The sequence below is a fragment of the Mesorhizobium sp. LjRoot246 genome, assembly GCF_964254115.1.
GTDB lineage: Bacteria > Pseudomonadota > Alphaproteobacteria > Rhizobiales > Rhizobiaceae > Mesorhizobium.
In genome coordinates this window covers 2,671,264-2,687,148 of the sequence record NZ_CAXUSN020000001.1, presented here as the reverse complement: position 1 = coordinate 2,687,148, position 15,885 = coordinate 2,671,264, and the positions used below count along the sequence as shown (strand labels likewise).

Sequence of the window (15,885 nt, the reverse complement as noted above, 5' to 3'; positions counted from 1 at the left end):
GCGCCATTGTCGAAGCCTTCCCCCGAAGACGGGTTTTCGATCCTGGAGATGATCGTCGCCATGACCATCCTGGCGCTGGTGCTTGGCATCGCCAGCCAGTCGATCGTGCTGGCCAGCCGCAGCATCGCTGCTGCCAAGCGCCAGGTCGAAGCCGCCAGGACCGTGCGTGTGATGCTGGCCGACTATGAGGCCCGGGTGCAAGCCACGGCGCCATCCGGCTGGACCCTGAAGACCCGCACGATAGAAATGTCGAAGGCCAAGGTGACCGCGGTTCTCATCGAAAAGACCGGCGGAGCGTTTCCAGGCGGTCCGTTTCTGACCTTCGTGCCGGTGCGGGAGCCGGCTGCTCCATGAGCGGCCTTTTCTTCCGCACTCGTTCGAAAATCTGCGCTATTTGCCGGCCGGGACATCACTCAGGCGTCCCCCTGCCCGACGCCAGATCTTCCTTAGAACCATCCGCATCGGTTGAGGGATTTGCGCTGATCGACGTGCTGGTCGGACTGGCGCTGATCGGCGTGATCACATCGCTGATGATGGTCTTCCTCGGCCAGGCTCGAACCATGGTGCGCATCGAAAAGGCAACCGAATTTCAGATGGAGGTCGATGCCGCATCGCGGTTCCTGGAAACGGCGATCAGCCATGCCGAGTCATTGCCGTTGTCGAAATCGTCGCCGGACCAGGTGCTCTATCTCGATGGCGATGCTGCCCGGATCGAATTCAACGCTGTTCAGGCAATCGGCTTCAAATCCTCCGCGCTGCGCGAAATTGCCGTTTCGCTTGGCGGAAACTCACTGGCCATTGTCCAGAAAACACGGCGCGGCAGCCAGCCCGGCGCGTCGAGGCAGAGCGACCCGGTGCGGCTGCTCGGCGGTGTAAGTGCCATAAAATTCGAATATCTCGACGGTTCGGCGGCAGCATCATCGTGGTTGCCGAACTGGAATGCGCCGCGGCGCCTGCCCGCCGCCGTGCGCTTCACCGTTTCGGTTCTGCACGATGGTGCCGCTTATTCGGCGAGAGGTTTTGCCCGCCTCGACCTGGCCAATGCCCAGCAGCTGTCGCGGACGACCGAAGCACGGCGCCCATAGAGCAATTCCAGGAAAAGTGTGAAACGGTTTTCTCGGGAGAAGCGCATAGCGCTTTCCCTTGGGAATTGCGTCAAAACAAATAGTTCTAGAGCAGAAAAGTCAGTTGCTGACGTCCTGGTCTTCGCCGGTTCCGTCCGGCTTGCCGTCTTTTCCAAGGCTGCGGATGACCACGCCGCTCGCATCGGCCTTCACTTCGTATGAATAGGGCCGCCCCCACGGGTCCTTCAGGCCTGTCGTTCCCTTGAGGTAGGGTCCGTTCCAGCGCGCTTCGCCGGTGGGCGGCGCCACCAAAGCCGAGAGCCCCTCCTCCGCGGTCGGATATTTCGCATTGTCGACATAGTAGAGTTCGAGCGCGCTTTCGATGTTGCGGACTTGCGCCTTGGCGGCGTTGGTCCTGGCCGAGCCGAGATAGCGCAGCACCTGGGGTGCTGCGAGCGTCGCGATCAAGGCGATGATGGCGAGCACGACCAGAAGCTCGACCAGGGTGAAGCCGCTGTCGCGATCATCGCGTTCGCAGCCGGATTTTTCAGGGGTGAAGTGCGGAGTGATCATCAGAGCAGTCCCATGTCCAAACCTGCAAATTGCTCCAGCGCCCAGCTGCAGCCGAGGCCGATGGCGATGAACGGACCGAAGGCGACACGCGCCTTCGCCGACGCCGGGCCTGTCGCAACCACCTGCCCGCCGACGAACAGCAGAGCGCTGGCGCTGGCGATGAACAGCAGCACCGGCAACAGCAGCGGGCTGATCCAACATGCCGCGGCGGCCAGCATCTTGACGTCGCCGAGGCCGAGCCCGATCCTGCCGGTCATCAGGAAATGGCCGCGCCGGATCAGCCAGGCAGCGGCAAACGTCGCGGCGACGAACAGCAGCCGCACCGGCAGGCCATCCAAATCCGTCGCCATCTGATAGGCAAGGCCAATGCCGGCCAGCGCCAGATTGAGCCTGTCCGGGATGATCTGCCGGCGGAAATCGGCAATCGAAATGGCGGCAAGAACTATTGCCAGGGCGATGGTGGCAGCCAGCACGAGGGATGGGCGCGCGGCCATCATCAATACGCCAGCCTCTTCAAATCCTGCTGCAGCTTGGTGCCGCCGCGCCGCTTCTGGATTGGCGTCTGCAGACTGATCTTGCCGCGGAATTCGTCCGTCACTTCGCGCGCTTCGTTGATGTCGCGCACGACATGCGGCCTGATGAAGATGATCAGTTCGGTGCGTCCGATGCTGTCCGTCTTTTGCTTGAACGCGTTGCCGATGATCGGAATATCGCCGAGGATGGGCACTTGCGTGCGGTCGATATTGTTGCGCGACTGGATGAGGCCGCCCAGCGCCAGGCTCTCGCCGTCATTGACCAGAACGCGGGTCTGGATCTTGCGCTGCTGGATGGTCGGCGAATCGATGCCGGAGCTGGTCGTCCTGGTGACATTGCTGACCTCCTGCTCGATGTCGAGCATGACCCGGCCGGCATTGTTGATGCGTGGCGTCACCGTCAGGATGACGCCGGTGTCCTTCATTTCGACCGAGACGACCGGCGAGCTTCCGATCGTCTGGTCGACCACTTGCCGTGTGGCGATCGGCACCTGGTCGCCGACTTGCAGCACCGCTTTCTGGTTGTTCAGCGCCATGATGGTCGGCGCCGAGATGACATTCACGTCGGTGATACTGGACAAGGCGTTCAGCGTCACCTGAATGTTATCGGTGGCGTAGCTCCAGTTGAAGCCAGGCAGCGCCGCCGCGGCAACGCCCTTTGCCACGTCGGACACCGAGATCTTCGTGCCGCCATTTTCGAAAAACCAGCGCAGGCCGTATTTCAAATCGTCGTTGAGCGTCACTTCGGCAATGACGGCTTCCAGCATGACCTGCGTCGGCAGCACGTCGACCTTGCTCAGGATTTGCTCGATACGTTCGTAGTCGCGCGCCGTGGTCTGGATCAGCAGCGCGTTGTTTTCGACATCGGCAACGACCGTGGCGTGGGCGGGCGGCTGTCCGTCGGCCATTGGCATCGAAGGCGACGGCCCGGTCAGCGGCACCGGCGTGACGCCGTCCGACTGCATGGCGATCGGCGTCTGGTCGGGCGACACGTTCGAACCGCCTGAATCGCCCTCGGTCTTGACCGTCGTGCCGAGCACGGAACTCAGCACCGCGGCCAGCTCCTTGGCCGGGCGGTTCTGTATCTGGTAGACGAAAAGCTGGTCCTCGTTGGTCTCGGCGAGCTTGTCGAGCTTGTTGATCCAGGCCGCGGCGCGGCTGAGATAGGCCGGGCGCGACGTGATCACCAGCACCGAATTCAGTCTGTCGTTGGGGATGAACTGGATGAGCTTGGCGCCCGGCCCTTCCTTGGTCCCGAAAATCGAATCCAGCTCGGCGGCAACCGCCTCCGGCTTGGAGGTCTTCAGCGGATGCAGCGCCACCGACATGCCGCGCATCCAGTCGACATCGAACACCGAAACCGCTTCGCGTATGGCATTGAGGTCGCTGTCATTGCCGGCGACGGTGATCAGGTTGCGGGTGGAATCGACCCGCAGCACGGAGCCCTGGCGGGTGATCGGTTCGAGGATGGTCTTCATCTCGTCGGCGGCGATGAATTGCAGCTGCAGCACCTGCACCTTGACGCCGGGGCCGGACGGCGAAACCGACGGCACGCTGACCGGCGGTGTGCTGGACATGATCTCGGCAAGCGGCACGACCTGGTAGGTGCCGGCGCGGTTGGTGATGCCGGCGCCGTTGACCGCGAGCGCCGATTGCAGGATGTCGACCAGCGCATCCTTCGACACCGGCTGCGAGGTCTGCAGCGTCACCGTGCCCTGCACGCGCGGGTCGACAATGTAGTTGAGGTGAAGCGCGTCGCCGAGCACCGCCTTAGCCGCCTCGGTGATCGGCGCGTTGATCAGGTTAAGCTCGAACTGGCCCGAACCATCTGTCGTCACCTTGGTGACGGGTGCGCCGGAGGAGACGAACTGGCCCGAGCCCTGATACTGCGTGCCGTTGAAGCGCTGCGCTTGGCCGGCGGCCGACGTGACCGCACCGGGTCCGGTGTAACCCGCCCGCAACGGCGAATTCTTGGCATGCAGGCTGTCGATGGTTTCGGTGAAGAAGTCCTTGCCCGGCGCGGAGGTGCAGCCGGCAATCGCCAGCAACGTGCACAACACGACGCGACTACTCGGCCTGATCGACATCCACCCGATTCCCCTGGATTCCCAGTCTAGGGCTTCTTGCTACCGGATGTTTGGAATGATGGGGGTATTCGGGGTCTATCCACAGGGTTGGTGGCGGAGGGCGGCGGTATTGCCGCTGGAGTGGAATGATCTCACCGCGGAGCGGCCATCTGTTTCGGCCGGGCGGCGACCGATACTCTCGGCCCTACGCAGTGCGTCGAAAGCCGGTGATATCCGTCCCGACAGTCCGGTCGACGACGGCAACAATCCTTCATCGGCCCCAGGTCCATGACGCCATAGGCGTTCACCCGTCAACATCAATCCGTCAAGCGATTGGTTTTGCGCCATTCCTCGTATTCGCCTCGGGCATCGTCGTGCAGCGGATAGTAGCGCTGCAGCGGAGCCCCCTGCATCAGCTTCATGCGGGAGAACTCCTCCCAATCGTGATGCTTCTGCGATTCTTCGATTACCTTCGTGGCCATCGCGACGGGAAGCACCACCGCCCCGTCGTCGTCGGCGACGATAATGTCGCCGGGGATCACCGTGACACCGCCGCAGGCAATCGGAACGTTTACGGCGTTCGGATAGATGCTGGTCTGCACATGGTAGTTGGGGGTCCAGCCGCGCAGCCATAGCGGCAGATCGAGTTTTTCAACATTAGGCCGGTCGCGCATGCACCCGTCGATAACGATGCCGGCGCCGCCTCTGCCCTTGAAATACGTAGACATCATATCGCCGAAGACGCCCGAACTCATGTCGCCGCGCGCATCGACCACGACCACGTCGCCCTCCTGTGCGTGATAGAGCACATGCCGGTGCAGTTGCGTTTCCGGATCGGCATATTCACCTTCGCTGAAGAGGTCCGGCCGCTGCGGCAAGAACTGCAGCGTCAGCGCTGGCCCGACGATCGACTTCCCATGGTTCTGCGCCACCGGACCGACCATGTGCGGATTGCGGAAGCCCATGTGACCAAGAGTGCCGGCAACCGTCGCGGCGCCGATTTCCCTTAGCGCGTCGATCAGGTCTTTGGGCGGCCGCGTGATCTCGGAGGTATGCGTCATTGTCGTACTCCGGTTGAAGGGAACTACCAGTTCGTGACGGAACCGTCGCGGCGCTTCAGGTGAGGCGCTTCCCAGAAACGCAAGCTCTGCGCCTGGATCGCAGCTTCGTTGACCTCGATGCCGAGCCCCGGCAGATCGCCGACCGGGTAATCAGGGCCGTCGAGCCTTGGTTGCACGGGGAAGAAGTCGGAATTGTCGAAGCCCAGTTTTGTTTCGGGCTCCCTGGTCTCGAGCCAGGCGAAGTTGGGCACCGCGCAGGCGAGATGCACAGTCGCGGCCGTGCACACTGGACCAAGCGGATTGTGCGGCATCAGGTCTACGTAGTGCGCCTCGCTCCAGCCAGCGACCTTCATCGCCTCGGTGAGCCCGCCGACATTGCAGACATCGATCCGATTGAACTGATGGATGCCACGCTCGATATAGGGCAGGAACTGCCACTTGCTGGCAAATTCCTCGCCGATGGCAAAGGGGATGTCGGTCATCGTGCGCAGGGATTCATAGGCCTCCGGCGTCTCGTCGCGTATCGGCTCCTCGAGGAAATCGAGCACGCCGCGGCGGAGCTTGTTGCAGAAGCTCGCCGCCTCTGCCACCGACAGTCGGTGATGATAGTCGATGCCAAGGACGACGTCGTCGCCCAGCGCCTCGCGCGCTTTGTTCAGCATCTTCGCGGTAGCGCCGATCGACTGGCGCGGCTCGAAGATGTCCCTGCTGCTTTGCCCGACGGGAAAGAAGCGGATCGCCTGCCAACCCCGTGCGCACAGTTCGAGGGCGCGTTCGATGGCAGCATCGCCCTCGGCTTCGTCGCCGGTCGAGGCGAAGGTTGGGATGCGGTCGCGCTGCTTGCCGCCCAGCAACTCGTAGACCGGCACCCCCAGCGCCTTGCCCTTGATGTCGTGAAGGGCGATGTCGATGGCGGAAATCGCCGCCTGCAGAACGCGCCCGCCTTCGAAGTACTGGCTGCGATAGACCTCCTGCCAGATCCGTCCGATCTGCATCGGGTCGCGGCCGATGAGAAACTCGCGATAATGCTCGACCGCTCCGGCCACGGCCCGCTCGCGGCCGCTCAAGCCGCTCTCGCCCCAGCCGAAGATGCCATGGTCGGTCTCGACCTTGACGAGCATCTGGTTACGCGTCCCTACCCACACAGGATAGGGCTTGATCGCGGTGATCTTAAGCTTCTCAGTCATCCACGCCCACGTTCCACACGCATCTGCCTGTCCTAGTTGGCCTCGAGGGCCATTTCAGTTTCGCCGTCGAACAGATGCATCCGCTCCTGGTCGAACTCGAGCCAGATCTGCTCGTCAGGCGCGACGGTGATGTTGGGGGACACGCTGATGTTGACGATGGCGCCGGAGAGGAGCGCCTGCACGAAGGTGACGTCTCCGGTTGGTTCCACCGTATAGGCCTTGGCCGGAATGGCGCCGGCGACGACGCTCTTATGCAGCTTGACCGTTGAGTGTCGGGCTCCGAGCACAACCTTCCTGGTCGTTGCTCTCGCGACCTTCCGAGCGTTGCGCGGCGAGAGCTCAAGGCTCCAGCCCTCCGCGCTGGTCAACACAGTGTTGCCGTTTGCCGCCGAAGCTTCCAGCGGAATAAGGCTCATCGCTGGGCTGCCGATGAAGCTGGCAACAAACATGTTCACCGGATGAGCAAAGACCTGGGCCGGTGAATCGTATTGCTGCAGGTAGCCTCCGTTCATCACCGCCATCTTGTCGGCCATGGTCACGGCCTCTAGCTGGTCGTGCGTCACATAGATGATCGTCGCCTTGAGGTCCTGGTGGAAGCGCTTGATCTCCGACCGCATCTGCACGCGCAGTTTGGCATCGAGGTTGGAGAGCGGCTCGTCCATGAGGAACACCGCCGGGTCTCGGACGAGGGCACGGCCGAGCGCCACGCGCTGCTGCTGCCCGCCGGAAAGTTCGCGCGGCTTGCGCTCGAGCAGATGCGTCATGTCGAGCACCCGCGCAGCTTCCTTGACCTTCCTGTCGATCTCCTCCCTGGGCAGTTTGCGCATCTGCAGCGGGAATGCCAGGTTCTTGTAGACCGATTTCTGCGGGTAGAGCGCGTAGTTCTGGAACACCATCGCGATGTCACGGTCCTTGGGGTCGAGGTCGTTGACCACCCGGTCCCCGATGACGATGTCGCCAGATGTGATCGGGATCAGCCCGGCCACAAGATTGAGCGTCGTTGTCTTGCCGCAGCCCGAAGGACCAACGAGTGCTACGAACTCACCGTCATTGACTGTCAGCGAAACGTCGTTGACAGCCTTGAAGCCGCCATAGGTCTTGACGAGATCTTTGAGGACCACGTGGGCCATCGGCAAACTCCCTAGTGCTTGACCGCGCCTTCTGTAAGGGCGCGTACGAAGTATCGTTGCAGGACGAGGAACAGCACCACGACGGGCACGCTCATCATGAAGCTGGCCGCCATCAGGCCCGGAAAGTCCGTCGTATTTTCCGAGAAGAAGCGCTGGATTCCGACCGGCAGGGTCAACTGCTCGTTCTTGGAGAGGAAGGTGTAGGCGTAGATGTACTCGTTCCACGCGCCGATGAAGGAATAGATCGCGGTGGCGATGATCCCCGGCGTCGAGAGCGGCATCACGATCAGGATAAAGGCCTGAAACCGCGTTGCCCCATCGATGCGCGCTGCCTGCTCGAGCTGCACCGGGATGTTGTCGTAGAAACCCTTGAGCAGCCAGATCGCCAGCGGCAGGCCGAAGGTGAGATAGGTGAGAACCAGTGAGCCATGCGTGTTCACCAGCCCGATCGCGCGCATCAGGATGAAGAGCGGCACGAGAAAGATCACCGCCGGGAACATGTTGCGCAGCAGCACAGCAAAGAACAGGAAGTTTCGGCCGGGAAAACTGAAGCGCGAAAACGCGTAGGCCGCGGGGACAGCCACGATCACCGAAAGGATTGTCGTGACGGTCGACACGAAGAGGCTGTTCCAGAAGAAGCGGAGGAAATCCTGGCCGACGCTGTTCTGCGGATCGAGCAGCTTCTGGTAGCTGGCGAGGGTAGGCTCGTCGGGCCACCATTGCGGCGGGAATTGCGTCGCCGCGAACCCGGACTTGATCGAGGTGATCAGCATCCAGATCATCGGCAACGCGGTGTAAAGCAGCATGAACACGAGGAAGACACGCCCGGCCCACCGCCATCCGTCGACGCGCGTGCGGCGACGGGGCCGGTCTCGAGGGGCTGTCTCGGCGGTCGCGGTCATGCGCCCCCCTCTTTCCGCTCGTTGCCGGTCAGCGCGCGGACGTAGAAGTAGCCCAGCATCATCAGGATGAGGAACAGGAGCACCGAATAGGCCGATGCGACGCCCCAGCGCTGCCGTCCGAAGGCCAGCTCATAAATGTGCGTGATCCAGATATGCGATGCGTTCGATGGCCCGCCGCCGGTCATGATCCACGGGATGATGAAGGAATTGAAGTTGGCCACCGCGAGCAGCAGGATCGTCACAGTCGAGACGTTGCGCAAGTGCGGGAAGGTGACGTGCCAGAAGCGCTGCCATGCATTGGCGCCATCGACTTCCGCGGCGCGCAGCAGCTGCTCGGGGACAGTCTGCAGGCCGGCCATCATCATGATCATGGCGAACGGAAACTCGCGCCAGATATTGACGATGATCAGGGACGGCAGCACCGTGCTGACATTGTCGATGAAGTTCGGCGGCCGGTCCGCCAACCCAAGGCCGACCAGCACCGCACCGATGATCCCGAAATCCGAATGGTAAATCCACTTCCAGATGTAGGAGGCGGCAACCGCGCTGATGACCCAGGGAATGATCAGGATGGCGCGCAGGACGCCACGGCCGACAAAGTCGCGGTGCAGCGCCAGCGCGGCGCCAAACCCCAGGACAAAGGAAATGAGCGTGGATCCCAGTGTCCAGATCAGCGTGTTCCAGGTGACTTTCCAGAACACCTGGCTGGTGAGGATGGCTGTGTAGTTGTCAAAGCCGATGAAGCTCTTGTCGCGGAGCTGCAGGCCAGGCGGCGTCTTGAAGAACGACAGCTCGATCGTGTAGTAGATCGGATAGGCGATGACGATGAGCATCACCATGATCGCAGGAAGCACATACGCATAGTCCGCGCGATGCTCCCATACCTCTTGCAGCACGCCGGACCTGCCGGGTTGCAATCTTCGGCGAGCCTCGGCCTTGCCGGTCAAGATCGTCACTGGGGTGTGCCCTTATTCTTCGGAACGAACCGGCTGCACGATCGGCGCAGCCGGTCAGGTCGCAGGTCAGGCTCGGACTAGAGTCCGCCCATCAGGTCTTTTACCTTTTTGGCCGCGTCGTCCGCTGCCTGGTCGACCGTCATCGCTCCGGTCAGGGCATTCTGCAGCATGTCCGGGACAATGATGTTCATGATCTCGGGGGACTGCGGCAGCGCCGGGAACGGGATGCCGTATGGCAGCATCGAGGTCGTGACGTCGAGGAACTTGATCTTGTCCAGCCGTTCCTTCATCCATTTGGTCTTGAAGCCATTAAGGTTGCCCGGATTCGAGCCGGCGTACGCCATCTTCAGCGACCATTCCGGGCTGGTCCACATGCAGATGATAGCCTTTGCAGCCGGCTCGTCCACCTTGCCGCCCTCGACATATTCGGGCTTCAGGATGTGGATGTTGGAGCCGCCGAACACGACCGCGCGCTTGCCGTCGGGGCCGGTCGGAATGAGGCCATAGCGCATGTTGTCGATGACGGTCTGCGCCTTGTCCTTGTCGGTGCCCGTCGCCTTCTTCTGCAGGTCGAGCATCACGTTGTAGTCGGACGGGTGCGAGATCATCATGCCGAGCTGGCCGGCGACGAACAGGGGCTGGTTATCGGCCTGCTGGTTGGTGAGCGCCGAAACCGGAACCGATTTGTCGCGAACATACATGTCGTACGAGGCTTGCAGCGCCGCCTTGCTCTGCGGGCTGTCGAGTTCGACCTCGCCGTAGGTCGGGTTCGCGGCGGCTTCATCGAAGACGCCGCCGCCATAGGCCCACAACTGCGGCATGAAGCGGTACGGCGTATTGCCGGCATTCTTGCGAGCCACGAGGCCGTAACCGGCAATGCCTAGCTTGTCGTGGATCTGCTTGGAATACTTGACGACGTCGTCCCAGGTAGCCGGAGCCTTGTCGGGATCGAGCCCCGCGCGCTTGAAAATGTCGGCGTTCCAGATGAACGCCATCGTCTCGTTGTTGGTCGGGATGCCGTAGGTCACGCCCTCCCAGGTCACGGCCTTCATGGCGCCGGGCCAGAAATCCTCGGTCGAATAGCCCACATCCTCGGGCTTCAGTGGCTCCAAATAACCCTTTGAGGCGAACTCGGTACCACCGAGGATTTGCAGGCGCACCGCCATCGGCGCGGCATTGCCCAGCAGCGCCGTGCGGAACTTGTCGAGCAGGTCGTTATAGGTGAGGGCTTGGTCCTCGAGCTGAATGTTCGGATAGGTCTTGCGGAAGGTCTCGAAGAAATCCTTGTAGTACTGGCGCAGGAGGTCGGGGTCGCCCTCGAACACGCCCTGATACCAGAAAGTCAGTCGCCCCTTATAGTCGAGCGGGGTGACCTTGCCGCAATCGGCTGCCGTGTCGAAATCCTGTGTGCCCGCGATGGAGCGCACATATTCCGGCGACCATTTGCTCAGGTCGACCGGCGGCGCACCCAGCGCCGTTGTGGACATCAGCGATGCCATCAACACTGGGACGACAGTGGCGCGCAGGACCGCACTGCCGAGCGTAATCCTCGTCATAGGTTTCCTCCTGGTTCTCCCATGCCGCTTCGGGCCGAGGCAAGCGGTCCTTGCTCTTTCGACCGCGGGGATGTGTCTCGGCTCTATGTACCCCTTCGATCGCTTAGTACGTTTTCAGATCGTGGATTGCCTGTCAACGCACCAGATCGTACATTGTTTGTGAAAGACGTGTGTGATATCGGGGAAAATGTGTATTAATCTTGGGGAGCCCGGCGTTGGCCGAAACAAGCGATTTTAAAGCAGAGCCACCCGCGGGAATCGACCCCATCGGGGCCTCCAGCGAGGGCGCCTCGCTCTATGAACTGATCAGGGAAGACATCATTGAGGGACGGTTGGCCGCCAACGAGCGCCTTGTGGTCACCGATCTCGCCCGGCGTCACGGCACCTCGACCAACCCCGTGCGGGAGGCGCTGCAGCTGTTGCGTGGAGAGGGCTTTGTAACTTTTGTCGCCAACCGCGGCGCGCGCGTCCGACCCATAGATCAGGATTTTGTCAGGGATATCTACGAGATCGGTGTCCTGATCGAGCCAGCCCTGACACGATGGTTTGTGAATATGGCTACCGACGAGGACATCGCCGAACTCGAACGTATCCAGGCGCTGATCGAAGAGAACAACTTCGCCGACACATTCAGGCACAGTGAACTGGATACCGCGTTCCACACCGTGATGTACCAGCGCCACTATAACCGTCATGCCGCCGAGTTGTGGTGGAAGCATCGCGAAGTGCTGCGAGCCGTGAGCCGGCGTTTCAATTTCACGCTCGCGCGGCGGGCCGCCATCATGCGTGAGCACCGCGAGCTGATCGCACATATCAAAGCGGGAAATGCCGACGCGGCGGGCGAACTCATTTCCCGCCATGTCGAGGGTTCTGGCCGGCATGTTCTTGAACAGATGCGTGCGCGCAACGCCGCTCGGGCTGGATAGATGTCCAGTCCAGAACATCGTGGCCTGACCATTCCCGATAAAGGCAATTGAGATGAAAATCACGAGCGTTCGGCCGTGGCTGATCAAATCCGGTGCTTCCTATTGGGGAGAGTTCCTGTTCGTCGAAGTAACGACCGACGAAGGGGTGAGCGGCTGGGGAGAGATCACCACCACCACAAGGCTCGCCAACCGCGCCTTGTGCACGATCCTGCGGCAGATCGGTGTTGCCGTGACAGGCGAGGATCCGGCGCGTATCGAGCATCTCTGGCACAAGATTTTCCGCAGCTTCACCTACATGGGCAGCCGCGGCGCCGCCGTCGAATGCGTGAGTGCTATCGATATCGCGCTCTGGGACATCCGGGGCAAAGTCCTTGGCAAGCCGATTTACGAATTGTTGGGCGGACCCGTACGCGATGAAATCACGCTCTACACCCATCCCAACCAGGCCAAATTCACCAGCAAGGAAGCTGTGGTCCGCGAAATTCTGGATATCGTCGAGTCCGGACACACCGCGCTCAAGTTCGATCCGTTCCCCCACCAGGGCCGCACCGCCGACGGCCTTTCCCGCGAACAGCGGGACGGCTACCTCGATGGCGGCATGACCCGCAAGGACGAGCGCGAAGCCGCCGAACTCACGGCCCTGATCCGCGAAACGGCGGGACCCGATGTCGACATTCTCATCGACGCGCATGGACGCTTCGACGTTCCCACCGCCGTCCGCCTCTGCCGGAGCCTCGAGGAAGCCGGCCAGATCGACTGGTTTGAGGAGCCCTGCCCGCCCGAGAGCCTCAACGCCCTCAAGCAGGTGCGTGAGAAGGTCGGTGCCGCCATCTCGTGGGGCGAACGCGGCCACACGAAGTGGGATTTCGTGCCGGTCCTCGAGAACAGGCTCGCCGACTACATCATGCCAGACGTCACCTGGACCGGCGGCATTACCGAACTCAAGAAGATTTCCGCCCTTTGCGAAGCCTACTACATCCCGGTCTCGCCACATGACGCCGCGGGACCGATCAACGTGGTTGCGGGAGCGCAGGTGATGATGACCGTTCCCAATTTCTACAAGCTCGAAACGTCCGAGTGGAACCTGGGCAAATACGATCATCTCATCGACAGACCACTCGACGTCTCGAACGGCAGCCTCAAGCTGTCGTCGAAGCCCGGTCTCGGTATCGAGATGGACCGCGACTACCTGCAGGCCCATGAAATTGAATTGGGCTAGCGACGCCCTGTGCGGGCCGGCCTGTGCACAACAAGCCCGCCGACCAGAACGAGGATAAGCCATGCCAAAAACGCTTGGAGCCGACGAGGCGCTCAATCGGGTGAACCCCAACTCCAAGCCGGGCGACCTGCGCATCACCGACCTGAGGGTAGCCGAAATCGTCGGCGCGCCGTTCACCTCGGCGCTCATCAAGATCTACACCAACCAGGGCATTGTGGGCTTGGGCGAAGTGCGTGACGGCGCCAGCGCCACATACGCGCTGATGCTGAAGAGCCGGCTGCTCGGCGAGAACCCTTGCGACATCGACCGCCTGTTTCGCCGCATCAAGCAGTTCGGCGGCCATGGCCGGCAGGGTGGCGGTGTCTCGGCGGTCGAAATCGCGCTGTGGGATCTCGCCGGCAAGGCCTATGGCGTGCCGATCTACCAGATGCTCGGGGGGCGGTTCCGCGACAAGGTGCGTGTCTATTGCGACACCGACGCGGACAAGCCCAGTGGCACCGAAACCGGCAAGCGGCTCAAGGCGCGGATGGATCTCGGTTTCACCTTCCTCAAGATGGACCTCGGGCTGGCGCAGATCTCCCACATCCCAGGCGCGGTGGCTGCGCCGGCAGGCGTGCTCGACGGTTTCCGCACGCATGCCGCTCGCGGCCGGGCACGCACCCTGGACGAGCGCCGGGCGCGAAACGCCGACTATGACGCGCAGAACGTGCCACATCCCTTCACCGGCCTCCATTTCACCGAAAAGGGCATCGACCTGCTCGATCAATATATCCACGAGGTCCGCGAGGTGATCGGCTACGAGATCCCGCTCGCCATCGACCATGTCGGCCACATCTCGCTGCAGGATGGCATCCGTCTCGCCCGGCGGATCGAGAAATACGCCCCAGCCTGGCTCGAGGACGTGATCCCCTGGCAATACACCGAGCAGTATCGGCAGTTGCAGCAGGCGACGTCCGTGCCGATCTGCACCGGTGAAGACATCTACCTCAAGGAAGCCTTTGAGCCGCTGCTCAACGCAGGCATCTCGGTCATCCACCCGGACCTGCTGACCACCGGCGGCATCCTCGAGACCAAGAAGATTGGCGATGCGGCGCAGGAGCACGGCGTTGCCATGGCCATTCACATGGCGGAGAGCCCGATCGCCGCGATGGCCGCCGCGCATGTCGCGGTGGCCACGGAAAACTTCATGGCGCTGGAATATCACAGCGTCGAAGTGGACTGGTGGGACGATATCGTCACGGGCTTGCCCAAGCCGCTGGTCAAGGATGGGTTCATCACAGTGCCGGACAAACCGGGCCTGGGCATCGACGACGTGGTTGACGAAGTCATCAGCCAGCATCTGCAGGAAGGCGTCAAAGGCATCTGGCAGCCGACCGATCGCTGGGATGACGAATATTCCTGGGACCGGACCTGGAGCTGACCGCCTCACCTTTTGAGCGAAGGTCCCACCTTTTGAGGGAAGGCCCGCCTTTTTGAAGGAAGATGAGAAAGGCAGAGCATGAAGATCACCGACCTCCGGTGCGCCGTCATCGGCAAGCATCCCATCGTCCGCATCGTGACCGACGAAGGCTTTTATGGCCTGGGCGAAGTGGAGTTCACCAAGCCCTACCTCAAGCCTTGGGTGCTGCATTTCCGCGAGGCGTTGATTGGCGAAGACCCGACCGACGTCGAACGCTGCATGCTGAAGATCCGTCAGCGAGGCTCCTTCAAACCCTACGGCGCCGCCGTCAGCGCCATCGAGCACGCTCTCTGGGACATCGCCGGCAAGGCGGCCGGCGTTCCGGTTTACAAGCTGCTGGGCGGCAAGGTGCGCGACAAGGTGCGGGTCTATAACGGTTCGATCCGCAAGAAGCGGACGGGCGACCGGCCCGAGGACTATGCGGCGGACGTCAAATGGATGATGGAGCGGCCTGAAAATTTCTTCATGGTCAAGCAGGGCATCAGCTTCCACTCCAACATGAAGACGAGCGTGCCCGACTTCCACTACGGCGTCCGCCAGCCGCCGACCTATCACGGCGCCATGGACCAGGGGCAGATCAGCGAGCGCGGCATGGCGCATATGATCGAATGCGTCATCGCCATGAAGGAGGTGCTCGGCGACAAGGTCTCTCTAGCCCTGGATTGTGGCCCCGGCTGGTTCCTGCCGGACGCGATCCGCTTTGCGCGGGCGGTCGAGAAATGCAATTTGATGTGGCTGGAGGACATGCTGACGGGCGACTACGTGCCGTGGGTCAATCCGCAGGCTTATCGGGAACTCACGACATCCACCTCTACCCCCATCCACACGGGAGAGCAGATCTACCTGCGTCACAACTTCAAGGAACTGATCGAGACGCAGGCAGTCCGCGTCATCGGTCCGGACCCCGCCGATATCGGCGGCATCGCCGAGCTCAAATGGGTGGCCGAGCATGCCTACATGCACTCGATCATGATGGCGCCGCACGGCACGGCGAACGGTCTGCTGGGCCTCGGCGCGCTGATCAATGTCTGCGCCACACTGCCCGCCAACTACATCGCCTTCGAATATCCCAGCGCCTCCGACCCCTGGTGGGAGGATATCGTTGTTGGGCTGCCTGCGCAGATCGTGAAGGATTCGATGATCGATTTGCTCGAAGCTCCCGGATTAGGCGTCGACATCGACGCCACAGGCGCGAAGAAGCACCTCAAGGAAGAGGATTTCGGCTTCTTCGACTGAATGTCGGCAGCTGCCTG

General features: G+C 61.9%; 15 protein-coding genes. 6 read left to right on the top strand and 9 right to left on the bottom strand.

Annotated features, from left to right (window positions below):
- The first annotated feature begins 6 nt into the window (after positions 1-6).
- Complete coding sequence (locus ACSQ3L_RS12915; protein WP_436160299.1) at positions 7-354, top strand: PulJ/GspJ family protein; 348 nt, start codon at positions 7-9, stop codon at positions 352-354.
- Positions 351-1,085 carry a PulJ/GspJ family protein gene (locus ACSQ3L_RS12910; RefSeq protein ID WP_436160298.1) on the top strand — a complete coding sequence of 245 codons (735 nt, stop codon included), beginning with the start codon at positions 351-353 and terminating at the stop codon, positions 1,083-1,085. Before ACSQ3L_RS12915 ends, ACSQ3L_RS12910 begins: the two co-directional genes overlap by 4 nt.
- Positions 1,086-1,184: 99 nt before the next feature.
- Here the strand turns inward: ACSQ3L_RS12910 and gspG are convergent, their stop codons facing one another.
- From gspG to ACSQ3L_RS12865, 9 genes are all read right to left on the bottom strand, one after another.
- A complete protein-coding gene (gspG, locus tag ACSQ3L_RS12905; RefSeq protein ID WP_436160297.1) occupies positions 1,185-1,637 on the bottom strand; it encodes a type II secretion system major pseudopilin GspG in 453 nt (150 codons plus the stop codon).
- Positions 1,637-2,134, bottom strand: coding sequence for a prepilin peptidase (locus ACSQ3L_RS12900; protein ID WP_436160296.1), 498 nt, complete (start codon positions 2,132-2,134; stop codon positions 1,637-1,639). The genes gspG and ACSQ3L_RS12900 overlap by 1 nt, the downstream gene beginning before the upstream one ends.
- Complete coding sequence (gene gspD / locus ACSQ3L_RS12895) at positions 2,134-4,257, bottom strand: type II secretion system secretin GspD (protein WP_436160295.1); 2,124 nt, start codon at positions 4,255-4,257, stop codon at positions 2,134-2,136. The genes ACSQ3L_RS12900 and gspD overlap by 1 nt, the downstream gene beginning before the upstream one ends.
- 296 nt (positions 4,258-4,553) lie before the next feature.
- Entirely contained in the window at positions 4,554-5,297 is a 744-nt protein-coding gene (locus ACSQ3L_RS12890) for a ribonuclease activity regulator RraA (protein ID WP_292179664.1), read from the bottom strand.
- Between the two features lie 23 nt (positions 5,298-5,320).
- Positions 5,321-6,484 carry a mandelate racemase/muconate lactonizing enzyme family protein gene (locus tag ACSQ3L_RS12885; protein ID WP_436160294.1) on the bottom strand — a complete coding sequence of 388 codons (1,164 nt, stop codon included), beginning with the start codon at positions 6,482-6,484 and terminating at the stop codon, positions 5,321-5,323.
- 32 nt (positions 6,485-6,516) lie between these two features.
- On the bottom strand, positions 6,517-7,614 hold the full coding sequence (locus ACSQ3L_RS12880; RefSeq protein WP_436160293.1) for an ABC transporter ATP-binding protein: 1,098 nt from the start codon (positions 7,612-7,614) through the stop codon (positions 6,517-6,519).
- 11 nt (positions 7,615-7,625) lie between these two features.
- On the bottom strand, positions 7,626-8,516 hold the full coding sequence (locus tag ACSQ3L_RS12875; protein WP_436160292.1) for a carbohydrate ABC transporter permease: 891 nt from the start codon (positions 8,514-8,516) through the stop codon (positions 7,626-7,628).
- Entirely contained in the window at positions 8,513-9,472 is a 960-nt protein-coding gene (locus ACSQ3L_RS12870) for a carbohydrate ABC transporter permease (protein WP_436160291.1), read from the bottom strand. Before ACSQ3L_RS12870 ends, ACSQ3L_RS12875 begins: the two co-directional genes overlap by 4 nt.
- Before the next feature lie 77 nt (positions 9,473-9,549).
- Entirely contained in the window at positions 9,550-11,028 is a 1,479-nt protein-coding gene (locus tag ACSQ3L_RS12865; protein WP_436160290.1) for an ABC transporter substrate-binding protein, read from the bottom strand.
- 215 nt (positions 11,029-11,243) lie between these two features.
- On the opposite strand from ACSQ3L_RS12865, the gene ACSQ3L_RS12860 reads away from it, so the two are divergent.
- The 4 genes from ACSQ3L_RS12860 to ACSQ3L_RS12845 all read left to right on the top strand — a co-directional run bounded on the left by ACSQ3L_RS12860 (position 11,244) and on the right by ACSQ3L_RS12845 (position 15,868).
- Positions 11,244-11,954, top strand: a complete 711-nt coding sequence (locus tag ACSQ3L_RS12860; RefSeq protein WP_292642052.1) for a GntR family transcriptional regulator — start codon at positions 11,244-11,246, stop codon at positions 11,952-11,954.
- Positions 11,955-12,006: 52 nt separating this feature from the next.
- On the top strand, positions 12,007-13,173 hold the full coding sequence (locus tag ACSQ3L_RS12855) for a mandelate racemase/muconate lactonizing enzyme family protein (RefSeq protein ID WP_436160289.1): 1,167 nt from the start codon (positions 12,007-12,009) through the stop codon (positions 13,171-13,173).
- A gap of 61 nt (positions 13,174-13,234) precedes the next feature.
- A complete protein-coding gene (locus tag ACSQ3L_RS12850; protein WP_436160288.1) occupies positions 13,235-14,593 on the top strand; it encodes a mandelate racemase/muconate lactonizing enzyme family protein in 1,359 nt (452 codons plus the stop codon).
- Positions 14,594-14,671: 78 nt separating this feature from the next.
- Positions 14,672-15,868, top strand: coding sequence for a mandelate racemase/muconate lactonizing enzyme family protein (locus ACSQ3L_RS12845; RefSeq protein ID WP_436160287.1), 1,197 nt, complete (start codon positions 14,672-14,674; stop codon positions 15,866-15,868).
- The last annotated feature ends 17 nt before the right edge of the window (positions 15,869-15,885 follow it).